The 25,632-nt window shown below is 50.6% G+C and carries 25 protein-coding genes; 1 reads left to right on the plus strand and 24 read right to left on the minus strand.

Annotation, left to right across the window (positions count from 1 at the left end; translation table 11 throughout):
* Window positions 1-515 precede the first annotated feature (515 nt).
* From BBI15_RS16085 to rpsF, 9 genes are all read right to left on the minus strand, one after another.
* Entirely contained in the window at window positions 516-1,802 is a 1,287-nt protein-coding gene (locus tag BBI15_RS16085; RefSeq protein ID WP_068871138.1) for a M23 family metallopeptidase, read from the minus strand.
* Window positions 1,803-2,156: 354 nt separating this feature from the next.
* Window positions 2,157-3,443 carry an adenylosuccinate synthase gene (locus tag BBI15_RS16090; RefSeq protein WP_068871140.1) on the minus strand — a complete coding sequence of 429 codons (1,287 nt, stop codon included), beginning with the start codon at window positions 3,441-3,443 and terminating at the stop codon, window positions 2,157-2,159.
* Between the two features lie 144 nt (window positions 3,444-3,587).
* Entirely contained in the window at window positions 3,588-4,943 is a 1,356-nt protein-coding gene (dnaB, locus tag BBI15_RS16095; RefSeq protein ID WP_068871142.1) for a replicative DNA helicase, read from the minus strand.
* A 12-nt stretch (window positions 4,944-4,955) separates the two neighbouring features.
* Window positions 4,956-5,405, minus strand: a complete 450-nt coding sequence (rplI, locus tag BBI15_RS16100; RefSeq protein ID WP_068871143.1) for a 50S ribosomal protein L9 — start codon at window positions 5,403-5,405, stop codon at window positions 4,956-4,958.
* Window positions 5,402-7,378 (minus strand): DHH family phosphoesterase, encoded by a 1,977-nt coding sequence (locus tag BBI15_RS16105; RefSeq protein ID WP_068871145.1) that lies wholly within the window; start codon window positions 7,376-7,378, stop codon window positions 5,402-5,404. The genes rplI and BBI15_RS16105 overlap by 4 nt, the downstream gene beginning before the upstream one ends.
* 14 nt (window positions 7,379-7,392) lie before the next feature.
* A complete protein-coding gene (locus tag BBI15_RS16110; RefSeq protein ID WP_068872639.1) occupies window positions 7,393-8,346 on the minus strand; it encodes a YybS family protein in 954 nt (317 codons plus the stop codon).
* A 1,422-nt stretch (window positions 8,347-9,768) separates the two neighbouring features.
* Entirely contained in the window at window positions 9,769-10,005 is a 237-nt protein-coding gene (gene rpsR / locus BBI15_RS16120; RefSeq protein ID WP_068871149.1) for a 30S ribosomal protein S18, read from the minus strand.
* Window positions 10,006-10,057: 52 nt separating this feature from the next.
* Window positions 10,058-10,546 carry a single-stranded DNA-binding protein gene (gene ssb, locus BBI15_RS16125; protein ID WP_068871151.1) on the minus strand — a complete coding sequence of 163 codons (489 nt, stop codon included), beginning with the start codon at window positions 10,544-10,546 and terminating at the stop codon, window positions 10,058-10,060.
* A gap of 51 nt (window positions 10,547-10,597) precedes the next feature.
* A complete protein-coding gene (rpsF, locus tag BBI15_RS16130; protein ID WP_068871153.1) occupies window positions 10,598-10,885 on the minus strand; it encodes a 30S ribosomal protein S6 in 288 nt (95 codons plus the stop codon).
* Window positions 10,886-11,050: 165 nt separating this feature from the next.
* On the opposite strand from rpsF, the gene BBI15_RS16135 reads away from it, so the two are divergent.
* A complete protein-coding gene (locus tag BBI15_RS16135; RefSeq protein WP_068872640.1) occupies window positions 11,051-11,602 on the plus strand; it encodes a DUF3267 domain-containing protein in 552 nt (183 codons plus the stop codon).
* 369 nt (window positions 11,603-11,971) lie between these two features.
* Here the strand turns inward: BBI15_RS16135 and BBI15_RS16140 are convergent, their stop codons facing one another.
* The 15 genes from BBI15_RS16140 to rpmH form a co-directional block, all read right to left on the minus strand.
* Complete coding sequence (locus tag BBI15_RS16140) at window positions 11,972-12,355, minus strand: gamma-glutamylcyclotransferase family protein (protein WP_068871155.1); 384 nt, start codon at window positions 12,353-12,355, stop codon at window positions 11,972-11,974.
* Between the two features lie 127 nt (window positions 12,356-12,482).
* Window positions 12,483-13,583 (minus strand): redox-regulated ATPase YchF, encoded by a 1,101-nt coding sequence (gene ychF, locus BBI15_RS16145; protein ID WP_068872641.1) that lies wholly within the window; start codon window positions 13,581-13,583, stop codon window positions 12,483-12,485.
* Between the two features lie 80 nt (window positions 13,584-13,663).
* Window positions 13,664-13,864, minus strand: a complete 201-nt coding sequence (locus BBI15_RS16150) for a DUF951 domain-containing protein (protein ID WP_068871157.1) — start codon at window positions 13,862-13,864, stop codon at window positions 13,664-13,666.
* A gap of 15 nt (window positions 13,865-13,879) precedes the next feature.
* The gene (locus BBI15_RS16155; RefSeq protein WP_335645694.1) at window positions 13,880-14,782 is read right to left on the minus strand and encodes a mechanosensitive ion channel family protein; all 903 of its coding nucleotides are present in this window, start codon (window positions 14,780-14,782) and stop codon (window positions 13,880-13,882) included.
* Window positions 14,783-14,803: 21 nt separating this feature from the next.
* The gene (locus tag BBI15_RS16160; protein WP_068871159.1) at window positions 14,804-15,517 is read right to left on the minus strand and encodes a DUF554 domain-containing protein; all 714 of its coding nucleotides are present in this window, start codon (window positions 15,515-15,517) and stop codon (window positions 14,804-14,806) included.
* 238 nt (window positions 15,518-15,755) lie between these two features.
* Window positions 15,756-16,589, minus strand: a complete 834-nt coding sequence (locus BBI15_RS16165; protein WP_068871161.1) for a ParB/RepB/Spo0J family partition protein — start codon at window positions 16,587-16,589, stop codon at window positions 15,756-15,758.
* Window positions 16,582-17,343: a ParA family protein gene (locus BBI15_RS16170; RefSeq protein WP_068872643.1), complete on the minus strand. Its 762-nt coding sequence runs from the start codon at window positions 17,341-17,343 to the stop codon at window positions 16,582-16,584. Before BBI15_RS16170 ends, BBI15_RS16165 begins: the two co-directional genes overlap by 8 nt.
* Before the next feature lie 153 nt (window positions 17,344-17,496).
* A complete protein-coding gene (gene noc, locus BBI15_RS16175; RefSeq protein WP_068871163.1) occupies window positions 17,497-18,360 on the minus strand; it encodes a nucleoid occlusion protein in 864 nt (287 codons plus the stop codon).
* 85 nt (window positions 18,361-18,445) lie between these two features.
* Window positions 18,446-19,159 carry a 16S rRNA (guanine(527)-N(7))-methyltransferase RsmG gene (gene rsmG, locus BBI15_RS16180; RefSeq protein ID WP_068871165.1) on the minus strand — a complete coding sequence of 238 codons (714 nt, stop codon included), beginning with the start codon at window positions 19,157-19,159 and terminating at the stop codon, window positions 18,446-18,448.
* A gap of 149 nt (window positions 19,160-19,308) precedes the next feature.
* Complete coding sequence (mnmG, locus tag BBI15_RS16185) at window positions 19,309-21,192, minus strand: tRNA uridine-5-carboxymethylaminomethyl(34) synthesis enzyme MnmG (RefSeq protein WP_068871167.1); 1,884 nt, start codon at window positions 21,190-21,192, stop codon at window positions 19,309-19,311.
* A 23-nt stretch (window positions 21,193-21,215) separates the two neighbouring features.
* On the minus strand, window positions 21,216-22,601 hold the full coding sequence (mnmE, locus tag BBI15_RS16190) for a tRNA uridine-5-carboxymethylaminomethyl(34) synthesis GTPase MnmE (RefSeq protein ID WP_068872644.1): 1,386 nt from the start codon (window positions 22,599-22,601) through the stop codon (window positions 21,216-21,218).
* Window positions 22,602-22,931: 330 nt separating this feature from the next.
* Window positions 22,932-23,735 carry an RNA-binding cell elongation regulator Jag/EloR gene (jag, locus tag BBI15_RS16195; protein ID WP_068871168.1) on the minus strand — a complete coding sequence of 268 codons (804 nt, stop codon included), beginning with the start codon at window positions 23,733-23,735 and terminating at the stop codon, window positions 22,932-22,934.
* Window positions 23,732-24,511, minus strand: a complete 780-nt coding sequence (gene yidC, locus BBI15_RS16200) for a membrane protein insertase YidC (protein ID WP_068871170.1) — start codon at window positions 24,509-24,511, stop codon at window positions 23,732-23,734. The genes jag and yidC overlap by 4 nt, the downstream gene beginning before the upstream one ends.
* A 61-nt stretch (window positions 24,512-24,572) precedes the next feature.
* Complete coding sequence (gene rnpA, locus BBI15_RS16205; RefSeq protein ID WP_068871172.1) at window positions 24,573-24,914, minus strand: ribonuclease P protein component; 342 nt, start codon at window positions 24,912-24,914, stop codon at window positions 24,573-24,575.
* 90 nt (window positions 24,915-25,004) lie between these two features.
* Complete coding sequence (rpmH, locus tag BBI15_RS16345) at window positions 25,005-25,142, minus strand: 50S ribosomal protein L34 (protein ID WP_084632995.1); 138 nt, start codon at window positions 25,140-25,142, stop codon at window positions 25,005-25,007.
* Between the last annotated feature and the right edge of the window lie 490 nt (window positions 25,143-25,632).

The raw sequence follows: 25,632 nt of genomic DNA on the forward strand, positions 1-25,632 counted from the left end.
CCTGTCTTACGGCATCGGCTCACCCTTTTACGCTGGGCGGCTTAAAGATTTCATTGAGTCGAATGTGTTTAGGCAGTTCAGCCTCTGTAGTCAGTTGCCGGCTAGTTGGGGAATCGCTTCCTGAGATTCGGTGTCTGACTGATAGGTGTTTGAATCGAATATCTTGTTAGAAGATGAGGACTGAAAATCGTATTTCCTTTGATCTGCATGTTGTGAGCTACAAAATATGAAGTATTTTCATGTTTTCTGTTAAATGGGAAGAAGAAATTCGCTCTCCTTCTAAAACTGGAGACGGAGTGAAAGGGGCCGACTCCGGGAGGATTAGCGAGACAATTGAGACCCTGCAGGAGCGTAGCGACGAAGCGGCTCAATGCGAGCCCTCCGGAAAGCGTGCCCCTGAAACGCAGTCGAAGAGCGGAAGCTTTTCTAATCAACCCTTTCAAACTATCCCACAAGCTATCTATTTGAAGTACACATAAAAAAAGCTCCCAGCTAGCTGGCAGCTTCTTGATCGTTTATTTCTTCACATAATCCAATGGGTCGCGGTCCTGGCCTTTATAGGAAAGCTCGAAATGCAGGTGGATGCCTGTAGAGCGACCTGTCGTCCCCATATCGCCGAGTTTCGTATGCGGGGACACTTTATCGCCCACCTTGACGTCAATCGACGACAGATGCGCATAGATCGTCTCATAGCCGTTCTTATGGTCGACGACGACGCGGTTGCCGAATGTGCCGGCTGCCCCCGCTTTGGTCACCGTCCCGTGGTCTGCCGAGACGATATCAAGCGTATCGGGCCGCGCGATGTCGATGCCTTTATGGGCACGCCCCCAGCGCTGGCCTTTCTTGCTCGACACGTAGCCGCCGTCTGCCGGCCACGTGAATTCGCCTGTGCCGACGCCCGGCAATTTCTTGTCGCCTTCGAGGATGATCTTGTCGACCGGCTCTTTCAGGATTTTCTCCCTCGTTTCGGAACGGCCGACGCGTTCGCCGTTAACTTCGCGTACAGCGTAACTCACCGCTTTTTCGCCGCGCTTGCCTTTTTGGCCGACTTCCGTTTCGCCGATATAGACGTCCTTGCTGTCTTTCTCGACCGTTTCGTACGGCATTTTCTTCAAAGCTTTTTCGGCTTTATTGACGAGCACGTCCACGCCGAGCTCCTCCGTCACATGCTTCGCGGCTTGTTTCGGCTCCATCACTTGTTTCGGGTCGATCTGTTTCGATAAGCCGTTGACCGGTTCCGAGAAGGAAATGCTGGTGATGCGCGATTCGCCGGCTTTCAGCTCGGGCAGTTCCGCCTCGTCTTGCTGCTCGCCGAATTGCTTGAGTTCTTCTTCCGATAATGCCGTTTCTTTCATGAGCCGGACGGTTTCTTCATAGGCTTTTCGGTCTTTTACGTAAACCGCCGCTTCTCCGTCGACTTGCAGGGCGAATGCTTCGGCCTTCACCTCTAATTGCTCGTCCAGCTGATTGATGACGGCTTCATCGTCTGTCCGGCTGGAAGCTACGGCTTGTTCGGTTAAAATATTCAGCCCTTCACTTGGCGCAAGGCGCAAATGATCATAGTCGCCCGAGGCCGTTTTTAGTTTCTCGTCGATCAATGCATCGATCGGCGCATCGTCCGAGACAGCGCCGAGGTAACTTTTGTCGTGATATATATGATAAACCGGCTCCAGGTGTTGCGGTTCATTCGGTTCGGCAAAAATCGTGTTGGCGCCGAATGCACTGGCAGCCAACACGAGGGCGGTCCCGATTTTCCATTTGCGCAGTTTCAATTGGTCATGGTTCTGGTGTTTCGCGTTCATGGTGCGTGTCGTGCTCCTTTCTTACTCCCATCGCGGGGTCTTCCGTTTTTTCAACTTCCCCACTCTACCACATCCCTTTTCCAAAGCTCACCAGATAAACTCATTGTTACAGAAGTGTTATGTGCCATACAGTATTATCCATTTATAGTCATTATTTTCTTTAATTCTACAAATGAAGGCAAAAAACTTATGATTTTTGCCCTTTTTCCCCATTTATTCATCATTTTCTGTGACCTTATTGTCATAAAGCACATAAAGCGCCTGAGACGGTCTTTGAATTTATGGCGAATTTGTAGCAAACGCAAAAAAGCCACCGCTCTCTTAATAAAGAGGCAGTGGCTTGTGGGTATTCGCTTAACGCCAAACGCTTTTGACGATGTTTGTCTGGTTGCGGTCCGGCCCGACAGAGAAAATCGAGATTTGGACGCCTGTCAATTGCGAGATGCGCTCCAAGTAATGGCGCGCGTTTTCCGGCAACTCATCGAGCGATTTGCAAGATGTAACGTCTTCAGACCAGCCCGGCATTTCTTCATAGACCGGTTCGCAGTCTGCGAGCATGCGCAAGTTCGCTGGGTATTCCGTGATCAATTCGCCTTGATAGCGGTAAGCCGTACAGATTTTCACCGTATCAAGCCCCGTCAAGACGTCGATCGAGTTGACGGTCAAATCCGTCAATCCACTGACGCGGCGCGCATGGCGTACGACGACGCTGTCGAACCAGCCGATGCGGCGCGGGCGTCCTGTTGTCGTACCGAACTCTTTACCGACTGTGCGGATTTTGTCGCCGACTTCATCGAACAATTCCGTCGGGAACGGTCCGTCGCCGACGCGTGATGTATAGGCTTTGCAGACGCCGATGACGTGTGAAATATTCGTCGGGCCTACACCTGCCCCGATCGTGACACCGCCCGCTACCGGGTTGGAGGATGTGACGAACGGGTAAGTTCCTTGGTCGATATCGAGCATGACGCCTTGTGCGCCTTCGAACAAGACGCGGCGGCCGGCATCAAAGGCATCGTTCAGCACTTTCGATGTATCGGTCACATATTGTGCGATTTCCTGGCCGTATTGGTAGTACTCTTCCATGATTTCTTCGACGGTGAAGCCTTCTGTCTCATAGAATTTCTCGAACATGCGGTTTTTCTCTTTCAAGTTCATGCGCAATTTCTCTTCGAACACAACATGGTCCAGCAAATCTGCGATGCGGATTCCGACACGTGCCGCTTTGTCCATATACGCAGGCCCGATGCCTTTTCCGGTCGTGCCGATCTTGTTGGCGCCGCGACGCGCTTCTTCCACTTCGTCTTGCTTGATGTGGTAAGGCAAAATGACGTGTGCGCGGTTGGAGATGCGCAAGTTCTCTGTCGATACCCCGCGGTCGTGAAGGCCTTTCAGCTCCTGCACAAGCGCTTTCGGGTCGACAACCATGCCGTTGCCGATAACCGATGTTTTATCTTTATAGAAAATCCCCGATGGAATCAAATGCAATTTATACGTTTCGCCGCCAAAAATGATTGTGTGGCCGGCGTTGTTGCCGCCTTGGTAACGCGCGATTACTTCTGCGTGTTCCGATAGAAAATCCGTGATTTTCCCTTTTCCTTCGTCTCCCCATTGCGTTCCTACTACTACGACTGATGTCATCGTCCGCACCTCCGTTAGGCTTGTCGCCCTGTTTCAAACAGTCTTTATTGTACCAATAGAGCGTTTCGGCGTCAATATAAAACCGAAGAAAACACGAACATCAAAATGCATGCATGCATTTAATGTTCGTGTTTAATAGATCTTCTAGAAATCGCCGCCGCCTTCATGGTCAGCCCAATCGATGGTGACGAACTTATTGTATTCCTTCACAAACGCCAGTTTGACGGTGCCGGTCGGGCCGTTCCGCTGCTTGGCGATGATGATTTCAATCATGTTCTGGTCTTCGGTTTCTTTGTCATAATAATCTTCACGGTATAAAAACGACACGATATCGGCATCTTGCTCGATCGATCCGGATTCACGCAAATCGGACATCATCGGCCGTTTGTCTTGCCGCTGCTCAACCCCACGGGATAGCTGCGACAAGGCGATGACCGGGACTTCGAGTTCACGCGCGAGCCCTTTTAAGGAACGGGAAATATCGGATACTTCCTGCTGGCGGTTCTCGCCGGCCTTGCCCGGGCCCTGGATGAGCTGCAAATAATCGATCATGATCATGCCGAGGCCGTATTCCTGCTTGAGACGGCGGCATTTCGCTCGGATATCGTTGACGCGGATACCCGGCGTGTCGTCGATGAAAATGCCGGCGTTGGATAGACTGCCCATCGCCATCGTCAGCTTGCGCCAGTCTTCATTCTGCAAGGCGCCGGTCCTCATGACTTGGGCGTCGATATTGCCTTCCGCGCAAAGCATCCGCATGACTAGCTGCTCTGCCCCCATCTCCAAACTGAAGATCGCGACATTTTCATCCGCTTTGGTCGCGACGTTTTGGGCGACGTTCAAGGCGAATGCCGTCTTACCGACGGACGGGCGGGCTGCGACGATGATCAAATCGTTGCGTTGAAAGCCTGCGGTCACTTTGTCCAGATCCCGGAAACCGGTCGGAATTCCCGTGACGTCGCCTTTACGCGTATGCAAGAGCTCGATGTTGTCGTAGGTTTTTACCAATACATCTTTAATATGGATGAAGTCGCCCGCGTTTTTGCGGCTCGACACTTCCATCATTTTCTTCTCCGCTTCGGCAAGCAAAGCTTCCACTTCGTCTTCGCGCGTAAAGCCGTCTTCGACGATGGTGGTGGCCACCCGGATGAGGCGGCGCAATAAGGCTTTCTCTTCCACGATATGGGCATAATGCCCGACGTTTGCGGCTGTCGGCACCGCATTGGCGATCTCGGTCAGATAGGATAAGCCGCCGACATCTTCCAGCTCTTTCTTAACCGATAGCTCTTCTGTCACCGTGACCAAATCAACCGCTTTGCCGCGGTCCGTCAAATCGATCATCGTCTGGAAAATTTTCTGGTGGGCAACGCGGTAGAAATCCTCCGGCATGACGATTTCCGCAACGGAAACCAGTGCCTGTGGCTCCAGGAAAATGGCTCCGATGACGGATTGCTCAGCTTCCTGGTTATGCGGCGGGACGCGGTCTATCGATTCGTTCATAATCTATTCTCCTTACGCTTCTTCAGTCACGTGCACGCGAAGTGTCGCGGTTACATCTTGGTGCAATTTCACCGGCACATTCGTGTAGCCAAGCGCGCGTATGGCGTCATCGAGCTCCATTTTGCGCTTGTCGATTTTATGGCCGTGTTTCTTCTCGAGTTCCTTGGCGATCTGCTTTGAAGTGATCGAGCCGAACAGGCGGCCGCCCTCTCCGGACTTCGCCGTCAATTCGACCGTCAGCGCTTCAAGTTTTTCTTTCAGCGCTTTCGCTTCGTCAAGCTCCTGCTCGGCTTCTTTCTCCTGTTTCTTCTGCTGGCCCGCGAGTTTGCTCATCGCTGCCTGGTCCGCTTCCACTGCCAAATTGTTTTTCAACAGGAAGTTGTGCGCGTAGCCGTCCGCCACGTTTTTGATATCGCCTTTTTTGCCTACATTTTTTACGTCTTTCAAGAAAATCACTTTCATTCTTCAGATCCTCCTTCATCATTTTCCGTTAATACGGCCTTTAATTGTTCGACCGCTTCTTCGAGTGTTGCATCCGGCATTTGCGTGGCCGCATTCGTTAAATGGCCTCCGCCGCCGAGATTTTCCATGATGACTTGCACGTTGACTTCGCCGAGCGAACGGGCGCTGATGCCGACGCCGCCTTCCGTTCGTTCTGCGATGACAAACGACGCGTTGACGTCTTTCATCGTCAGCAGGATGTCCGCCGTCTGTGCGATCAATACCGGGCTGTAGATGCGCCCCGGCTCGCCTTTTGCGATGGCGATGCCGTCGCCGACGAATTCCACGCTCTGGACGATTTTCGCCCGCTCGATATACGTATCGAGATCTTCTTTCAGCAAGCGCTGGACGAGCACGGTATCGGCACCGTTCGAACGCAGGTACGATGCCGCTTCAAAGGTCCTGGCACCGGTACGCAGCGTAAAGCTTTTCGTGTCGACGATGATTCCGGCAAGCATTGCTGTCGCTTCGAGCATCGTCAATTTCTCATGTTTCGGCTGGTATTCGATCAATTCGGTCACGAGCTCCGCCGTGGACGAGGCGTACGGCTCCATATAGACGAGCATCGTATTGGTGATGAATTCCTCGCCTCTTCTGTGATGGTCGATCAACACGACGCGCTCCATTCGCTGGAGCAGGCGTTCATCGATGACCATCGACGGTTTATGCGTATCGACCACGACGAGCAGCGAATGCTCGGTCATTTCCGATATTGCCTCTTCCGGGGTAATGAAACGCTCGAACAAGTCGGGATCGCTTTCGATTTCTTCCATCAAGCGCATGACACTGCGGTCGTATTCATCGAAATCGATGACGATGCGGCCTTTGACGCGGTTCATTTCCGCCATTTTGGCGACGCCGACCGCGGCGCCGATCGAGTCCATATCGGGCATTTTATGGCCCATGACAAAGACTTGGTCGCTTTCCTGGATCAAATCACGAAGCGCATGCGAAATGACGCGTGCGCGGACTCTCGTGCGTTTTTCGACGGGGTTGGTTTTGCCTCCGTAGAATTTGACCTTGCCGCTCGGATGCTTGATCGCCACTTGGTCGCCGCCGCGCCCAAGCACCAGATCGAGCCCCGACTGCGCCATGGCCCCCAGTTCGATCAAGGAAGCGGAACCCGCCCCGACCCCGATGCTCAGTGTCAGTGCCATATTGTCTTTCGCGGTCACTTCCCGGATGTCATCGAGCACGGTGAATTTGGTTTCCTCCAATTGTTGGAGGATCGATTCATTGAATACGGCCATAAAGCGGTCCGAGGAAATCCGCTTCACGAAAATGCCGTTATCGGCGCCCCACCGGTTGATCAGGGAGGTTACGAGGCTATTCAAGTTGCTGCGTACCTGATCGTCCATCCCTTGCGACAATTCATCGTAATTGTCGATGAACAGGATGCCGATGACGGTCCGGTCCGCATGGTATAAAGTTTCGATCTCCACTTGCTCGGTAATATCGAACAAGTAGAACAAGCGGTCATCCGCGCGGTAATAGACGCGATATTTGCGGCCTTCTAGCGTAATGACCATTTCATTCGATTCCGTGGATTTGATCAATTGGTTGAAATCCTCGGATAAACTGTAAATCGATTCCCCGATCAAGGTCTCGTAATCGAGCGCCGAGGTGATATAAGGGTTGGCCCATTCGACCTGCTGGTTTTCATTGACCAGCAAAATCCCGATCGGCATCTCGAGCAATGCTTCCTCCCCGACTTTCTTCATTCGGTAAGACAGTGTTTCGATATGCTTTTCGGTCTCTTCATAGTTGCGTTTTTCCAGTACCCACGCCGAGGTGATCGCCGCCCCGTAGAGGATGGCGAAAATGCCCGCGCCCCATTCCGACCACAGGGAGATGAGGATGACAGCGGCCATTCCAAGAGCCAGCAATGCCAGCAATGGGTATCTTAGGTTACGTTTCCTGAAAAAAGCCGACATTTCTCTTCAGCTCCTTACTTTCCTTTAAACTCGTGCGCCCGCTTGATCCAGCCCCTGATGTCGAAGCCGAGATCCAAAATCCCGATGATGCTCGTAAACGACTGCAAAGGAAATGCAAGAACCGTCACAACAACCATCACCCAGCGGGGCCAGCCCTCTTGGTGGATATAGAAATGATAGAACGATACCCCCTGCAAAAACAGCAAAAACTGCAGAAGCATCGAGGCATTCGCGAAAATCAAATACGCCATGGTCCCTTGCTCAAAATCCGACAGCAAAGATACCAAAATGACGATCAAATAATACCATAGCACGCTTTTCGGCAAGCGCATCTCGCGGAACGGCGGGAATTTCGGTACCGCAACGCCGACCCGTTTCAAAATCGGCAGCAGGATCAACAGCAAGACCCAAACCGTCGTAAAGACCGATAAGACCAATAATGTCGGCAGCAAGGTCTCGAACGTCAGCATGAACTGCGCGACAAGCTCCTCGTATTCCTGTGTCGATTCCGATCCAAGCCGCTCAAGCCACGTTCCCGCCTGTTCATATAAACTGCGCATCGTCGCCATGAATTCCTCAAGGAAGTTGATGCCGAACAAGGCGATCGCTGCCACATACTGCACCATCAATGACACCAGCAGCACGATGCTCGAACCCATGAACATGAACAACTTGCTTTTTTTATACTGGATCGACAGCCCGACCACAAGCCCCAGCGGAATGTGGATCAACGCCAAAGGCAAAGACAGCAATCCGCCGATCAGAAAGCTTAACACGGCCCCGACCACTGCGACCAGCGCCGACGCCTTCACCGGATACTTGGCGCTATACCAAGCAATCGGCAATGCCAAAAACAAAGTACTGATCAAACTCAGCACCGGTACATATACAGAAACAGCCAATAAGACGGCAAACAGCGCCGTCATCATGGCTCCATTCGTCAATTGACGTGTCTTTTGGTTAGGCATATCTGCGTTTTTCATCTTCTTTCGGGTTTATTTCATCCGTATAATTGTACCATGATTCAAGCCCCCGAACAAAAAAGGGAGGTTGCCTCACTGTACACCTATCGCTTCGTTTCGAGAAGAAAAAAGTTCCTGCCCTCTGGCGTTGGCCGCCTATAGAAAATCAGTATCGCTGATTCGCCGATGGATGGAAATGGTCGATGGAAATCAAATATGGAAATCGCTTCCTGCGGCAAGGTTCAAGAAGATAGTGAGAGTTTAGGTGTCGAAGCGTTTCAGCAGTCTACTTGGGCTTCATCTTTCTATTCGCCGCCCGGCTTTGGGTTGGCCTCTTGCCATAAGCCAGGAAGAACGCCTGTCTTACGGCATCGGCTCACCCTTGGCGCTGGACGGCTTGGAGATTTCAATGTCTCGAGCATGATTAGATAGGTCTACTTCTGTAATCAGTTTCCGGCTAGCAGGGAAATCGCTTCCCAAGGAAAGGGTGAAGGAGATAGTCAGATTTTGTGTGTTGAACTGTTTCAGCAGTCTACTTGGGCTTCATCTTTCTATTCGCCGCCCGGCTTTGGGTTGGCCTCCTGCCATAAGCCAGGAAGAGCACCTGTCTTACGGCATCGGCTCACCCTTGGCGCTGGACGGCTTGGAGATTTCATTGATTGGGGTGCGTTTAATCCGAACTGCTTCTATAAAGAGTTGCCGGCTAGCGGGGAAATCGCTTCCCAAGGAAAGGGTGAAGGAGATAGTCAGATTTTGTGTGTTGAACTGTTTCAGCAGTCTACTTGGGCTTCATCTTACGGTTCGCCTCCCGGCTTTGGGTTGGCCTCTTGCCATAAGCCAGGAAGAACGCCTGTCTTACGGCATCGGCTCACCCTTGGCGCTGGACGGCTTGGAGATTTCAATGTCTCGAGCATGAATAGATAGGTCTACTTCTGTAATCAGTTGCCGGCTGGCGGGGGAATCGCTTCCCGAGAAGGAGGGTTTGGCAATAATTTGCTTGAAGCAAGAAGAAGCATATTCCTTTCAGTAAATCGAAACGGTCGACTGTCTCTATGACCCTGGATGAAGTGAACGTTAAAACGAGATGCATCTCCACATATTCATTTGTGTGTGCTGAAGGAACGGCTTTCCGCTCTAAAAATAAAGACGTAGTGGAAGGGGCTGACGCCTGTGGGACCGCGCGGGCTGGCGAGACAAACGTGCCGCGCTCTTTGGCACGTTGGCTCAACACCCGCCCCACGGCAAGCAGCCCCCTGCAACGCAGTCGAAAAGCGGAAGCTTTTCCACTCACTCCTTTTTATTTCTGCCAAATCAGTTGTAAGTTTTGCAGTGCAGTCTTAGCTATTCTGCTCACTAACTTAACTCCCGCCGGTCAATTTCCCAAAGCATATAAAAAAGAGGCCGGTTTCCCGGCCTCTTTGAACAATCTTATTTATCTTCCGCTACGAACGGTAGAAGTGCCATGATACGAGCGCGTTTAACTGCAATCGTCAAACGACGTTGCCATTTAGCGCTTGTGCCCGTAACACGACGTGGCAAAATTTTGCCTCGCTCAGAAATGAATTTCTTAAGCAAATCAGTGTCTTTGTAGTCGATGCGTGTAATGTTGTTTGAAGTGAAATAACAAACCTTTTTACGCTTCTTGCCTCCGCGACGTGGTGCCATATCGAATTACCTCCCTCATCTTCAGATTTCTTTTCGCTGATGGGCGCCTGGTTTAGAACGGCAGATCGTCATCCGAAACTTCGATCTTCCCGCTTCCGCTTGAGAACGGATCGTCATCTACACGAGTGTTGTTATGCTGACTTGGACTAGACGGTTGGTTCTGTTGATAAGACGGCTGCTGCCCATACGAGCGATCGTTCGAACGATCTCCGGAATTGGCGCTTTTCGGTTCAAGGAATTGAACGCTGTCCGCCACCACTTCTGTCGTATAAACCCGCTTACCATCCTGACCCTCGTAGCTGCCAGTCTGAATGCGGCCTTCAACACCGGCGAGGCTTCCTTTTTTAAGGAAATTCGCTGTGTTTTCAGCCTGCTTGCGCCAAACGGTACAATTGATAAAATCCGCTTCGCGTTCACCTTGCGCATTGGAGAATGTCCGGTTTACAGCAAGTGTAAAACGGGCCACTGCCGCCCCGCTTGGCGTGTAGCGAAGATCAGGATCTTTTGTCAGTCTTCCGACCAATACAACCCGGTTGATCATCAGAATTCAACCTCCTTCTTCAAGTCGTGTATTATCAGTATTCCGCTTATCTTATACGTCTTGGCGTACAGCGATGTGGCGGATAATGTCTTCATTGATGTTCGCAAGACGTGTAAACTCGTTGATAGCTTCAGATCCAGCGTTCGCTTTCACGATCTGGTAGAAACCTTCTTTGAAATCATTGATTTCATAAGCCAAACGGCGTTTACCCCATTCTTTCGACTCGATGATTTCCGCACCGTTAGAAGTCAGGATTTCGCTGAAACGCTCAACTAGCGCTTTCTTCGCGTCCTCTTCAATGTTCGGGCGTACAATGTACATTAGTTCGTATTCTCTCATCGTATTGTCACCTCCTTATGGACTTGGGCCCTGCTGTTTCCAGCGGGCAAGGAGCAAGCAATCATAAATATTACTCACATCAACATATTGTAGCATATGCTGAGGCTTCCGGCAAGCTGTAATTTGGGCTATACTGTAAGCATCAAATTTGGGGATGTGTTCCACGTGAAACCGCATAGAATCATCGATTTGAATATAGAGGAAATCGCACCGAAAGCGCTGTGGTTCAATATAGTGCTCGTCATCGCCTTTGCGCTCGCCTACCAGTTATTCCGCGAACCGCTGTCATTCGGCTTTTCGCTGTTCGGCATCGCTTATTTTGTAGGCGGTTATGCATTATTGATCGTGCTGCACGAATTATTCCATTTGATCGGCTTTGTCGCCTTCGGCAAGGTGCCAGTGTCGTCGCTGCAATATGGCCTAAACCTGAAACTGGGCATCGCCTATGCGACAAGCGATCAGCCCGTGAAAAACCGGGCCATGCGGGCGGTCTTGCTATTGCCATTTTGGACGACAGCCGTTCTGCCGACCGTCATCGGCTTTTGGCTCGGCGATCAAGTACTTGTCCTGCTCGGCGCCATGCTGACAGCCGGCGCGTTCGGCGATTTCCTTATGTACCGTGAACTGCGCAAGGAACCGAACGATGCGTGGATACTGGACGACCCGAAGCTCCCCCGCCTCCACGTCTATTCCAGCTATCCAATGCTAGATGAATGAATGGCAGGTTCCGTGCAAATAAAAAAAGAAGGCACAGCAGATTTTCTGTTGTGCCTTCTCAGGTTGTCGAGCAAGTAAAGTAGATGTATTTTCCGAAGCTTATTGCTCGCTTTCCGTGGGGCGGGAATCGAGCCTCCTCGTTCGCTGCGAAAATCGTGTGCTCTCACATCTGTAAGCAGATGTGTCGCAAATGATTAGGCTCAGCGATGCTTCGCTTAATCATTCACTGCGGGGTCTCTCAAACCCGCTAGTCCCACAGGAGTCGAGCAAACGCTTCTCCAAATAATTAAACAGGTCATTGATTTTTGAATGTCGAAAAGATGATCAGTTTTTAATTTAACATCTGACTAATAGCCTTCTTTTTGCTGTTTATTTCACAAACGACCGTTCCACATCCCATACGCCTTCCGGGATATATTCCTTCAACAATCGCTCCGCTTTCGCCGTATAGACAATCGCTTTTTTCGTGCCACGTGCGGTTTCGACATCGATCGTCAGGCGGTCGTATAGATCCTTTTTGGCATCTCCCGAATAATCCTCCAGATCGTTGATCGCCGGCCACAGGACCTCAGGGATATCGTAAAGCTCTCCCTGGATGACATCGTCTCCAGCCAGCGCCAGCGCCGGATAGCCCAGCCCTGTGTCGTATAAGCTTCCCGAGATCGTCACGCGTTCTTCCACCAACTCCGCTTCTTCCAGGTAGAAATGGTATTTGCCGCCCCTTTTCAAGGTGCCGTATGCGAATAAATACATTCGTTTCCCTCCTCATAAAAAACCGGATGCTCAAAAAGCACCCGGTTCGGTATTCTTTTCCAGCAGCCAATCAATTCTTAACTTGTTTCCATGGCTGTCTCTGGCACTAAACGTTTAGGCATAAGCCTTATACATTGAATCTGAAGAGCATGACATCGCCGTCTTTGACAAGGTATTCCTTGCCTTCCTGGCGCACTTTTCCGGCTTCTTTCGCTGCTGCCATCGAACCGGCTTCCACCAGATCTTCATAGGCAACGGTTTCGGCGCGAATAAAGCCGCGCTCGAAGTCGGAGTGGATGATGCCCGCACATTGCGGGGCTTTCATGCCTTTTTTGAATGTCCATGCCCGCACTTCCTGCACGCCGGCGGTGAAGTATGTGGCGAGTCCGAGCAAATTGTAAGCGGCTTTGACCAATTGATCAAGCCCTGATTCTTCGATGCCGAGTTCTTCGAGGAACATTTCTTTCTCTTCCTCGTCAAGCTCTGCCATTTCCTCTTCGATCTTCGCACATACGACGATGACGTCGGAATCGTGTCCCGCCGCGTAATCGCGCACTTGCTGGACGTATTCGTTGCTCTCCGCATCGGCAATTTCATCTTCCGATACGTTCGCTACGTACAACATCGGCTTGAGCGTCAACAGATTCAAGCCTTTTGCGATTTTCAGCTCATCTTCCGTGAAGTCGATCGAACGGGCCAATTTGCCGTTCTCGAAAGCTTCGCGAAGTTTCGCCAGGACCGGCTCCTCTGCGACAGCGTCTTTGTCTTTTTGCTTCAATAGTTTCGCATTGCGCGCGATGCGCTTTTCGATACTTTCCATATCCGCAAGTACGAGTTCGAGATTGATGACTTCGATGTCCGATACCGGATCCACGCCGCCTGAGACGTGTGTGATATTGTCATCGGCGAAACAGCGGACCACTTGGGTGATGGCATCCACTTCGCGGATATGGGCCAGAAATTTATTCCCGAGCCCTTCCCCTTTACTGGCGCCTTTGACGATACCGGCAATGTCCGTGAATTCGAACGCCGTCGGGATGGTCTTTTTCGGTTCGACCAATTCCGTCAATTTATCGAGGCGCTCATCAGGCACTTCGACGATGCCGACGTTTGGATCTATCGTACAGAACGGGTAGTTCGCCGCTTCGGCGCCCGCTTTCGTAATAGCGTTGAATAATGTGGATTTCCCCACGTTTGGTAATCCTACAATCCCTGCAGTTAATGCCAAAGGATTCACGACCTTTCTTTTTCGCTCACAAATTTTGCAACCATTCCATTATAGAAAGAGGAGGCGGAAATGTCCATCGTTCATTCCGCCTCGGCTTTCACCAATACCTTTTTCATTTTTTTATTGAACTCGGCCCGCGGCAGCATGACGCTATGCTGGCAGCCTTCACATTTGATGCGGATGTCGGCGCCCATGCGGATAATTTTCCAGGCGTTCGCCCCGCATGGATGCCCTTTTTTCATCTCGACAATATCGTTCAGCCCGAATTCCTTCATTTCCATGGCTGCATCCCCCCATCATTTATTCGCATTCATTACGGCCGGATCGCCGGGCTCGCGGTGCATGACCACCATGCGAGGATATGGCAATTCGACGCCGCGCTGGTCGAGGAATTCCTTCAAATCACGGCGCATTCTGCGGGAGACGGCAAAATGTTGCATCGGCAAGGTTTCTGCCGTCAAGCGCATGACCACTTCCGTCGCCGTCATGTTCTGCACGCCGAGCAGTTCGGCTGGGCTGATGACTTCTTCGTACGTGGGCTGCACCGTTTCCAGAAATTCCAGGATCAAGCGCTCCACTTTCGCCAGGTCGGAATCATGTGACACGCTCAAATCCACGACCGCAATCGAATTGTGAAGCGAGAAGTTGACGACTTCTGTAACCGTGCCGTTCGGGAAGATGAACAACTCACCGGTCCACGCCTGCACTTTCGTGGTACGCAAGCCGATTTCCTGGACCGTCCCTTCGGCTTGGTTGATACGGACGTAATCACCGACTGAAAATTGGTCTTCAAAAATGATGAAGAAGCCGGTGATGACGTCGCGCACCAGGTTCTGTGCGCCGAAACCGACCGCCAGCCCGACCACCCCGGCACCGGCGATGATCCCGCTGATGTTGACCGAGAATGCTGCGAGTATGGCGACCAGCGCCATGAATCCAATGACATATGTAACGATGTTTTCCAATAACTTCGATAAAGTTTGATGACGCCGCCCATTCGTCTTGATCGGCCCCTTCAAACGGACCGAAAACGATTTGCGGATGATGACCCGCAAGATGCGCGTCAATACATAGGCACCGACAGCGATTAATACGACACGCAACGCTGTTCCGGAAATGTTCACCCACATCTCCTCATCGAGCAGCTTCGTTGTCATCTGATTGACGAATCTCTCCACTACGCTTCTTTCAAAAAACACGTCTACACCTTCTTTAATTACTTACATCAGATTGAATTTAAACACGGCCGTGACAAGAAACGCAACTACAATGATCCCCGGCAGTAAGTTCGCTACGCGGATTTTGGTAATTCCCATCAAATTCAGGCCGATCGCCGCGATCATCACCCCGCCGGTCGCGGTCATTTCGGTGATGAACAAGTCGAGCGCCGCTTCTGGGATAAGCAAGCTGATCTGTGTGGCGAATAACGCGATCAAGCCTTGGTAGACGAATACCGGAATCGCCGAAATCATCACCCCGATGCCGAGCGTTGAGGCAAGAATGATCGACGTAAAGCCATCGATAATGCCTTTTGATACAAGGACGCCGTGTTCATTGCTGAGTCCGCTCTCCAACGCGCCGATGATACCCATCGCGCCGATGACAAAAATCAGCGTCGCTGTGACAAATCCCTGCGCCAGGCTTCCCTGGCTTTCTTTCGTGCCGAGCATCCGTTCAATCCAACGGCCGAATGCATTCAATTTATCCTCAAGCCGCGCCCATTCGCCGATGACCGCGCCAAGCACGAGGCTGATGATGACGATGATGAAATTCTGGCTCTCAAAGCCCATCTGCAAGCCCAATACGACGACTACGAGCCCGATGACATACATGACCGTCTCTTTCATCCTGTCGGGAATATTGCGCAATGCCCGGCCGATCAGTGTTCCTGCGACGATTAAAATCGCGTTGACCAATGTTCCCCAAAGAACCATATTCGAGCTCCTTCCTTTCCGTGCTTCGGAATCAGTAGAGCGTCCGGCTCTTCTCCCTCTTTTTATCAAGTTCCAAAAGCCATCTTCCAGCTGCCTTGTTGCAGGATTATTGCGCCCCTTTGTTTCTCCCGCTTCAAAGAAACGCCTATTTCCCGGTCCCGGAAAATAGGCTGTCTTCACCCCGATTGAACGGTTCATTCAAATAAGCGCACGTTTACACATGGCGCCGGCTATACGGTCATTTCAACAAATCCAATATTCGCTCCAAATCATCTTCCGAGAAAAACTCGATTTCGATCTTGCCCTTGTTCTTCCGTTTTTTGATCTGGACATTCGTCCCGAAACGGTCACGCAGCTCGGATTGTTTTTCTTCTATAAAGATATCCTTTTTCTTTTCTGGTGTTTCACGTGGAACATCATCGTTCAAGCGCTGAACCAGATTCTCCAATTGACGGACATTCAAGCCTTCTTTGACCGCCTTGTACGCCGTCTCGGAAATAGCCTTTTTGCTGCGCAGGCCGAGCAAAGTACGCCCATGCCCCATCGACAGTTTTTTATCCGAAATGAGCTCACGCACATCTTTCGGCAAAGTCAATAAGCGGATATGGTTGGTGATGTGCGGGCGGCTTTTGCCGAGGCGGAAAGCCAATTGCTCTTGCGTCAAATTCAATGTATCCATGAGTTTCTGATAAGCTTCCGCTTCTTCAATCGGCGTCAGATCCTCACGTTGCAAGTTTTCAAGAATCGCCAGTTCCATCATCTGCTGCTCGTTGAACTCTTTTACGATGGCGGGTACTTCCTTCAATTTGCACAGTTTCGCCGCACGGAAGCGGCGTTCGCCGACGACCAATTCAAATTTCGCGCCTTTTTTGCGCACCACGACGGGCTGCAGGATGCCATGCTCACGAATCGATTCGGCCAGTTCCTCAAGCGCTTGCTGGTCGAACACTTTGCGCGGTTGATGAGGATTTTCCTTTATATCGATCAATTTGATCTGGATTACCTTATCCGTTTCGTTGGCTGTTTCTCCAGGAAACAACGCGTTGATGCCTTTTCCCAACCCTTTAGCCATTACGAATCACTTCCTTCGCCAATTCTAGATAAACTTCTGCGCCTCTGGACTTCGGATCATAGATGATGATTGGCTCTCCGTGACTCGGGGCCTCGCTCAAGCGGACATTGCGCGGTACGACCGTGTCATACACTTTGTCCTGGAAGTATTTCTTCACTTCTTCGATGACTTGCATGCCCAGATTGGTCCGCGCATCGTACATCGTCAGCAGCACCCCATCGATCATTAGATCATCGTTCAAGTGTTTTTGGACCAACCGGACCGTGCTCAATAATTGGCTTAAACCTTCTAGAGCATAATATTCACATTGTACTGGAATAATAATTCCGTCTGAAGCGGTCAAGGAATTCAAGGTCAGCAGGCCAAGTGACGGCGGACAATCGATGATGATGTAATCATATAAATCCTTTACTTCTGCCAAGGCATTTTTCAGCCGTGCTTCACGTGAAATGGTCGAGACCAATTCAATTTCCGCACCGGCCAGTGAAATCGTCGCCGGCACCACATGGAGATTTTCGACTTTCGTCTCCATGATCGTGTCTTTGACATCCACATCGTCAATGAGGATTTCATAGATGCATTGATCGACATCCCCTTTATTGATGCCGACGCCGCTCGTCGCATTGCCTTGTGGATCGATATCTATTAACAGCACTTTCTTGCCGAGATAAGCAAGACAGGCACTTAAATTAACTGATGAAGTTGTTTTTCCTACACCGCCCTTTTGATTGGCGATGGCAATCGTTCTACCCACACGTGCACCAACTTTCTTCGATACTGTCTCCATTTTACTGCGGAAACGCCTTTATGGCTATCCGCGACAGCTTTCATTTCTATATTGTATCAAATTTCCTGTTTCATAGAGATAAATCTGCCAAAAAAAGCCCTTTCCTCAACGGAAAGAGCATTATGGACGGTTTTTCGGGATTTTCACGGTGATCTGGTAATAATCCTCGTGTTCTTCCTCTTCTGTATCAAGCTTGATGCCGCTTTTTTTGACCATCGACAGCGACTCTTTGATGGTGTTCATCGCGATGCGCATATCCCGGCTGACGGCTTTCCTGCGCTTTTTCGGTTTTTTCGGCGCTTCATCCGCTAAACTTTTGATGCGTTCTTCTAATTCTTTGACGTTGAGCCCTTCTTCCAATAGCTGTTCAAGCAGCTGTTGCTGAAGTTCAGGATCTTTCACCGGCAGCAAAGCCCGTGCATGGCGTTCTGTAATGCTCCGTGTAAGGAGCGCCTGCTGGGCGGCTTCAGGCAGTTTCAATAGCCGCAGTTTATTGGCGACAGCGGACTGGCTTTTGCCGAGCCGCTGCGCCAAGGCTTCCTGGGTGATTTCCTGGATCTGCAGTAAATTGGAGTAGGCATGCGCTTCTTCAATCGCTGTCAATTCCTCGCGCTGGAGGTTTTCGATTAAGGCGATCGACGCCGTTTCCTTATCGCTCAATTGGCGAACGATTGCCGGAACTTCCTCCCAGCCAAGAGACGTCATTGCGCGGAAGCGTCGTTCCCCCGCAATGATTTCATAAAAACCTTCCTGCTGCGAATCCCGGACGACGATCGGCTGGATGACCCCATGGACGTGGATTGTCCGGGCCAACTCTTCGATTTTCTCCTCGTCAAAAACCGTCCGCGGCTGGAACTGGTTGGCATGGATCTTAGCCAGCGGTATTTTCACCACTTCTTCAGAAGCTTGGCTTGAAGTTTCTTCTGTTATTGCATCGTTTGCTTTATCTCCGCCTCCGAAAAGACGGGCAAAAGGACTTTTCATGCTCAGGCACCACCTTATTAAAAACTTGCTCTTGTTGTTTCATTCCAAAGACGTGTCCGAACCTCCATATGTTCCACGTGAAACATTAACTGATCGGCGATTTGTTCGGCATGCCCGCTTTTCTCGGATATTTCTTCGGCGTTGCCTTGAATTTCCGGAACACTTGGATATGGCGTTCGCTTTCTTCTACTGGCAAAAGGAATGAATGGACGGCTTCCTGCTTCACTCCAAGTACTTTGAGCGCTTTCTCAGCGTCCTTCAGTTCGTCTGGCGCAGAGGCTGCTTTCATGGCAGCGAATACACCGCCTTCTTTAACGAGCGGCACACACAGTTCGGCAAGGACAGACAGTCTCGCTACAGCCCGGGCCGTGACGATGTCGTAGCTTTCCCGATGCTTGGACTGGCCAAAATCTTCTGCGCGCGAGTGGACGAAAGAAACCTTGTCCAATCCGAGAGCTTCACTCAAATGATTCAGGAATTGAATGCGTTTGTTCAAGGAATCGACGATTGTCACTTCGATATGCGGGAAGCAGATTTTCAGCGGGATGCTCGGGAATCCGGCCCCGGCCCCGACGTCGCATACTGACAGCGGATTGGTGAAATCCATGTAAAAGGCGGCACTGATGGAATCATAGAAATGCTTTAAATAGACATCTTCCTGCTCCGTGATGGCCGTCAAATTCATTTTCTCGTTCCATTCGACGAGTTCTTTGTAATAGATGCGGAATTGTTCCAACTGGCGCTCAGAAAGCTCTATGCCTTGTTTTTTCAATGCTTGCGCGAATTGTTGTTCGTTCACTGTATGTCCCCCTCTCACCTGTCTCTCCGCACATCTGCGGGAGCGGGATTAGCGTTTTTATGTAAAAGCAAATGGGCTGGCGGATACCAGCCCATTTCGAGTTCTGTTATGTGCTGGCGGCCATGCCGCCCAGTGAGCTCAAATCCCAACTAGACTTTAGCGATTCTTCCTTGTTCAATATACACCAATAAAATCGAAATGTCAGCAGGGTTGACGCCGGAAATCCGTGTCGCTTGCGCAATCGATAGCGGCTGCACTTCTTTCAGTTTGCCGCGCGCTTCCGTCGCAAGCCCTGAAATGGCATCGTAATCGATGTTTTCCGGAATCTTTTTGTTTTCCATTTTCTTCAGTTTGTCGACTTGAAGAAGGGATTTCTCGATATAGCCTTCGTATTTCACATGGATCTCAACTTGCTCTTTCACTTCATCGCTCAGTGCGATGTCGGATTCAGTCAAGGACGCGATCATGTCGTAGTTCATTTCCGGGCGTTTCAACAAATCGGCTGCGCGGATGCCGTCTTTCAGCTCGCTGCCGCCTGCACTCCGGATCGCTTCTTGCGTCTGCTCGTTCGGTTTGATGATGATGCCGCGCAGTCGCTTGATCTCTTCTTCGATATGGTCTTTTTTCTCCAGGAAGCGTGCATAACGCTCTTCCGTGATCATGCCGAGCTGATAGCCGAGTTCCGTCAAACGCAAGTCTGCGTTATCGTGGCGCAGCAATAAGCGGTATTCCGCACGCGATGTCAGCAAACGGTATGGCTCGCTTGTGCCTTTGGTGACCAAATCGTCGATCAACACGCCGATATAGGCATCCGAACGGCTGAGGATGACTTCTTCTTTGCCGAGCACTTTCGCCGCGGCGTTGATGCCGGCCATGAGCCCCTGCCCCGCTGCTTCTTCGTAGCCGGACGTGCCATTGATCTGCCCTGCTGTATAAAGATTGGTAATCTGCTTGGATTCAAGCGTCGGCCATAATTGCGTCGGCACGATGGCATCGTATTCGATGGCATAGCCTGAACGCATCATATCGGCCTTCTCAAGCCCCGGAATCGATTCGAGCAGCTTGCGCTGGACGTGTTCCGGCAAACTCGTGGAAAGGCCTTGTACGTATACCTCGCGCGTTGAGCGGCCTTCCGGCTCCAGGAAGATCTGGTGCCGCGGCTTGTCGCTGAAACGGACGATCTTGTCTTCGATCGACGGGCAATAACGCGGGCCCGTCCCTTTTGCCATGCCTGAATACATCGGCGACAAATGCAAATTCTCATCGATGATCTGATGCGTTTCGCTCGTCGTATACGTCAGCCAGCATGGCATTTGGTCCATGATGAATTCCGTCGTCTCAAAGCTGAATGCACGCGGCACATCGTCTCCCGGCTGGATTTCCGTTTTCGAATAATCGATGCTGTTGCTGTTGATGCGCGGCGGCGTACCGGTCTTGAAACGTACCGTCTCAAAGCCGAGTTCCTGCAGGTTTTCCGCCAATTTGATGGACGGCTGCTGATGGTTCGGCCCGCTTGAGTAGCGAAGATCGCCGATGATGATTTCGCCGCGCAGGAAAGTGCCGGTCGTGATGACCACTGTTTCCGCACGGTAAATGCCGCCCACTTGCGTGATAAGGCCTTTGACCTCCCCATCCTCGACAATCAGTTCTTCTGCGATGCCTTGGTGGAGTGTCAAGTTTTCCTGTTCTTCCATCAAGCGTTTCATTTCCTGCTGGTACAACACTTTATCGGCTTGTGCACGCAAAGCGCGGACAGCCGGCCCTTTGGCGGTATTAAGCATTCTCATTTGAATATGTGTTTTGTCGATGACGCGGCCCATCGCCCCGCCCATTGCATCTATTTCACGTACTACGATGCCTTTAGCCGGCCCGCCGATCGACGGGTTGCACGGCATAAAGGCGATCATATCGAGATTCATCGTCAACACGAGTGTTTTGGCGCCCATACGTGCAGAAGCGAGTGCTGCTTCTGCTCCGGCATGGCCTGCTCCTACGACGATGACATCGAACGTGCCTGCTTCGTATTGTGGCATGTTCGTTCAGTCCCTTCAAAAATTTATTTTCCTAGGCAAAATTGCGAGAATAATTGATTCAATAAGCCGTCATCTGCCGTATCACCGATGATTTCACCGAGGATTTCCCACGTGCGGGTCACATCGATCTGGATCATATCGACCGGCACATCCATTTCGGCGGCTGAAATGGCATCCGAAATCGTTTGATGCGCTTGATGCAAAAGCGAAATATGGCGAACGTTGGAGACATAGGTCATGTCCCCTGCCTCGATTTCCCCCTCAAAGAACAAGTCGGCAATCGCTTCTTCGAGCTGGTCGATGCCTTCTTCTTCAATTAAGGAAGTCGTCACGAGGCGTTTATCGCCTGTCAATTCCTTTACTTGTTCCAAATCGATCTGCTTCGGCAAATCGGTTTTGTTGATGACGACGATATAATTCATGTCGCGGACCGCTTCGAACAATAAGAGGTCTTCTTCTGTCAATTGCTCCGCATAATTCAGTACATAAAGGATCAAATCGGCTTCTTTCAGCACTTTGCGGGAACGTTCGACGCCGATGCGCTCGACAATGTCTTCCGTTTCCCGGATGCCTGCCGTATCGACAAGGCGCAGCGGGACACCGCGGACATTGACGTATTCCTCGATGATGTCGCGCGTCGTGCCGGCGATTTCCGTGACAATGGCTTTATTTTCCTGTACTAAACTATTCAGTAACGACGATTTCCCGACATTCGGGCGGCCGATGATGACCGTCGACAAGCCTTCCCGCAAAATCTTGCCTTGCTGGGAAGTTTGGAGCAATTTAGCGATTTCCGCTTGCACCCATTGCGCTTTTTCGAGCATCATCGGACGCGTCATTTCTTCCACATCGTCGTATTCGGGGTAATCGATATTCACTTCCATCTGTGCGATCGATTCCAAAAGCGCCTGGCGCAGCGAGCTGATCAGGCGGGACAAACGCCCTTCCATCTGGGTCAGCGCGACGTCCATGGCACGGTCCGTTTTCGCGCGGATCAAGTCCATGACGGCCTCTGCCTGGGACAAGTCGATGCGACCGTTCAGGAAGGCGCGCTTGGTGAATTCACCGGGTTCCGCAAGCCGTGCACCCGCTCTTAAAGCGAGTGACAGCACACGATTGACCGATACGATGCCGCCGTGGCAATTGATCTCCACGACATCTTCACGGGTAAATGTTTTCGGTGCTCTCATCAATGCGACCATGACTTCCTCCGCCGTTTCTTTCGTCGCGGGGTCTTCAATATGGCCATAATGGATGGTATGGCTCGCCTGTTCTGCCAACGCTTTAGCAGACGGCGCACGGAACAACCGGTCTGCGATGGCTACTGCTTCCGGCCCGCTTAGGCGGACGATGGCGATAGCCCCTTCGCCGCTTGGCGTGGAAATCGCGGCGATCGTATCGAATTCCATCATGATGCTGTTTCCTCCTCTTGCAATAAAATAACGGGGCAAACCAATTAAGCTTGCCCACAGTATGCTTTTATGGGATAAAACAGTTGTCCACATGTGGACAACTGCCAAAATACGCGTGACTGTACAACGTATTACAATAACACAAATTACATGAAATCAAAAGATACAGCGCTTGGTTTTGGTATTTTTTTCAGGTTCACCCGCAAATATGATATGCATAAATATACATCCATAAACCCAACACTTTTTTCTCTCTTCATTTTTCGTTTTTTCCATAAAAAAAGCCCGCTGCGTCATGTAACTGACGCCCGCGGGCTTTTTCTTCAATTATTTATGGGGTTCGATAACCAAATAGCGGTTCGGGTCCTTGCCTTCCGAATAGGTATCGATATCCAAGCGACGCGACAGCGCCTGATGGATCACTTTCCGCTCGTAGGACGGCATCGGCTCGAATTGGACACGGTTTCCTGTACGGATCGCTTTGTCGGCCATCCGGTCCGCCAATTGCTCCAATGTTTCCTGGCGGCGTTCCCGGTAATTCTCTGCATCAAGTTCGACGATCATGAATTGTTCGGCATGGCGATTGGCCACCAATTGCGCCAATTGCTGGAGCGAATTCAAGGTCTGCCCTCGTTTTCCGATGAGCATCGCCACTTTTTCGCTTTCCAGTTTAAAACGCACCGTTTTGCCTTGCTTTTCATGAGCCACGGTCAAATCGTCGATCTTCATGCCCTTGGCCACGTCCTGCAAATAGTTTTTCGTTTCTTCGATCGCCTTGTCATTGGAAGGTTTCACTGCCGTTTCTGAAGGGGTGCTGCCGAAATCCGGCTCTTCTCCTTCTTCTGGCGGAGCTGACGGCATCTCTGCTGCAATCTCTTCTTCGGATGGTTTGGCGCTATCCGCTTGTTCAGGAACTTTTTCCGTTTGTAGCGGTGCCTTTTCAGCTTCCACTTGCCCTGTTTCCATCACGGTCACTTCAACTTCCGCATCTTTTGCGCCGAATCCGAAAAACCCCTTTTTTCCTTCTTCGACGATGCGGACCGTCACTTCGTCCCGTGATTTTTTCAGTTTTTCCAAAGCGTTTTCAATCGCTTGTTCAACCGTTTTCCCCGTTTGTGTAAGATGCTTCACTTTTTAGCCCCTCCTGTTTTCGTTTTAACAGGCTGTTGCACTTCTTTCTTTTCCCATGGACGGTAAATGAACATGTTCTGGATGATCGAGATGATATTCCCGATTACCCAGTAAAGCGTCAAGGCGGATGGCAGGATGATCCCGAATCCGATAATCATGACCGGCATGAAATACATCATCGCCTTCATTTGCGGGTTATCCATCGCCGGGCCCGTACGCAGAACGATCAATTGCATCACACCGGCTGTAATGGCCAAGATGATGCTCGGTTCCGCCAGCGGGAAGATCAAAAACGTCCCAAGATCGATTTCCGGCGTTGCATTCATGCGGCTGATTGCGTGGTAGAAGCCGATCAAAATCGGCATCTGGATGACGACCGGCAAACAACCGGCCATCGGGTTGACGCCTTTTTCCTGGAACATCGCCATCATTTCCTGCTGGTACTTCTGCTGGGTGACAGCGTCTTTCGACTTGTATTTCTCTTTTAATTTAGCCAGTTCCGGCTGGATTTCCTGCATGCGTTTCGAACTTTTCGTCTGCTTGATCATCAAAGGCAATAAAGCCAGACGGATCAGGACCGTCACAGCGATTATTCCGAGGCCATATGTGCCAAGGAATTCCTTAAAGAATGTAATGATCGATACTAGCGGCCAGACGATAAACTCATTCCAAAATCCTTCGCTTTGGTCGCTGATCGGCTGGTCAAACTCCATACAGCCCGACAATAAGAGGGCAACAGCCACCAAGGCAAAGAGCAATCCTGTTCTCTTCTTCACTTTGCTTCCTCCAAACTCTATTCAATTACTTCCTATAGTACCATCCGGATCGATCCGGCATCTACTTCTTCGGCAAAGCACGCGCAATTTTCAGCACATGCTCCAAACTTTTCTTGCTTTCATGAAAATCCAATTTGGCCGCCTGTGGTCGGGCGATGATAATGTAATCGGCGTTTGGCAGGAGATCGTCCTTCAATTCCAGGAAGGCCTGGCGAATATAGCGCTTGACACGGTTTCTTGCGACCGCATTGCCGACTTTTTTGCTGACGGACAGGCCGAGGCGAAATTCCTCTTGTTCGCCTTTCAACAAATAGACGATGAATTGCCGATTTGCAAACGACTTCCCTTTTTTAAAGACGCGCTGAAACTCCGTATTCTTCTTGATCCGCTGCTGCTTATTCATTTTTTCACCTGCTACTTGCTTATTTGGATGGCTGTTCGCTCAATTTCCGCGAAAAAAGAAAAAAAAGACCACTGATGCGGTCAGTGGACTTTAAGCTGATAGTACTTTTCTTCCTTTACGGCGACGTGCAGCGATAACGCGGCGTCCGTTCTTTGTGCTCATGCGTGCTCTGAAGCCGTGCACTTTGCTGTGTTTGCGTTTATTTGGTTGGTATGTGCGCAATGACATGACCTTACACCTCCTATATGAAAGTTAACTATTTTCTAAAGACAGTCTCGACTATTATAAGGGCGCAGCGTTCTTCCTGTCAATGGTTTGTTTTAAATCCACGGAGTTGCCAAAGTGAAAAGAACGTTCAAGTTATGCACAGCCCGAGAGGATCTCCAGTGAATTTCCTGTGATGCCCTTTTTCGCAAAACTGATTTATCCACATGCCTTATCGACAGCTTTTTCACATAGGAACTGCCTGTGGATATCAAAAATGTGCACAAAGCGCGCCATGTGGATAAGTGAAAGAAATGCTTGTAATGTCTATCGTTTTTTGATAACATTGTTTTGTTTTCACTTGTTAACAATTTCTATCCCGAAATAGTTATCCACATATTGTGGGTAAGATGTGGATAGTTTTCCCCAAGCCTGTTTACAGATCTTATCCACAGGCTGTGGTTTTGTGTATGGTACACTGTAAAAAATATTTACATATAAAGGAGATACGCTA

Origin of the sequence: Planococcus plakortidis (assembly GCF_001687605.2) — a bacterium.
GTDB lineage: Bacteria > Bacillota > Bacilli > Bacillales_A > Planococcaceae > Planococcus > Planococcus plakortidis.

Coding starts and splice junctions, on each gene's coding strand:
- BBI15_RS16085 (WP_068871138.1), bottom strand. CDS start 1,802: ATGAACGCGAAACACCAGAACCATGACCAATTGAAACTGCGCAAATGG.
- BBI15_RS16090 (WP_068871140.1), bottom strand. CDS start 3,443: ATGACATCAGTCGTAGTAGTAGGAACGCAATGGGGAGACGAAGGAAAA.
- dnaB (WP_068871142.1), bottom strand. CDS start 4,943: ATGAACGAATCGATAGACCGCGTCCCGCCGCATAACCAGGAAGCTGAG.
- rplI (WP_068871143.1), bottom strand. CDS start 5,405: ATGAAAGTGATTTTCTTGAAAGACGTAAAAAATGTAGGCAAAAAAGGC.
- BBI15_RS16105 (WP_068871145.1), bottom strand. CDS start 7,378: ATGTCGGCTTTTTTCAGGAAACGTAACCTAAGATACCCATTGCTGGCA.
- BBI15_RS16110 (WP_068872639.1), bottom strand. CDS start 8,346: ATGCCTAACCAAAAGACACGTCAATTGACGAATGGAGCCATGATGACG.
- rpsR (WP_068871149.1), bottom strand. CDS start 10,005: ATGGCACCACGTCGCGGAGGCAAGAAGCGTAAAAAGGTTTGTTATTTC.
- ssb (WP_068871151.1), bottom strand. CDS start 10,546: ATGATCAACCGGGTTGTATTGGTCGGAAGACTGACAAAAGATCCTGAT.
- rpsF (WP_068871153.1), bottom strand. CDS start 10,885: ATGAGAGAATACGAACTAATGTACATTGTACGCCCGAACATTGAAGAG.
- BBI15_RS16140 (WP_068871155.1), bottom strand. CDS start 12,355: ATGTATTTATTCGCATACGGCACCTTGAAAAGGGGCGGCAAATACCAT.
- BBI15_RS16150 (WP_068871157.1), bottom strand. CDS start 13,864: ATGGAAATGAAGGAATTCGGGCTGAACGATATTGTCGAGATGAAAAAA.
- BBI15_RS16160 (WP_068871159.1), bottom strand. CDS start 15,517: ATGGTTCTTTGGGGAACATTGGTCAACGCGATTTTAATCGTCGCAGGA.
- BBI15_RS16165 (WP_068871161.1), bottom strand. CDS start 16,589: ATGGCTAAAGGGTTGGGAAAAGGCATCAACGCGTTGTTTCCTGGAGAA.
- noc (WP_068871163.1), bottom strand. CDS start 18,360: ATGAAAAGTCCTTTTGCCCGTCTTTTCGGAGGCGGAGATAAAGCAAAC.
- mnmG (WP_068871167.1), bottom strand. CDS start 21,192: ATGCCACAATACGAAGCAGGCACGTTCGATGTCATCGTCGTAGGAGCA.
- mnmE (WP_068872644.1), bottom strand. CDS start 22,601: ATGGAATTCGATACGATCGCCGCGATTTCCACGCCAAGCGGCGAAGGG.
- rnpA (WP_068871172.1), bottom strand. CDS start 24,914: ATGAATAAGCAGCAGCGGATCAAGAAGAATACGGAGTTTCAGCGCGTC.
- rpmH (WP_084632995.1), bottom strand. CDS start 25,142: ATGTCATTGCGCACATACCAACCAAATAAACGCAAACACAGCAAAGTG.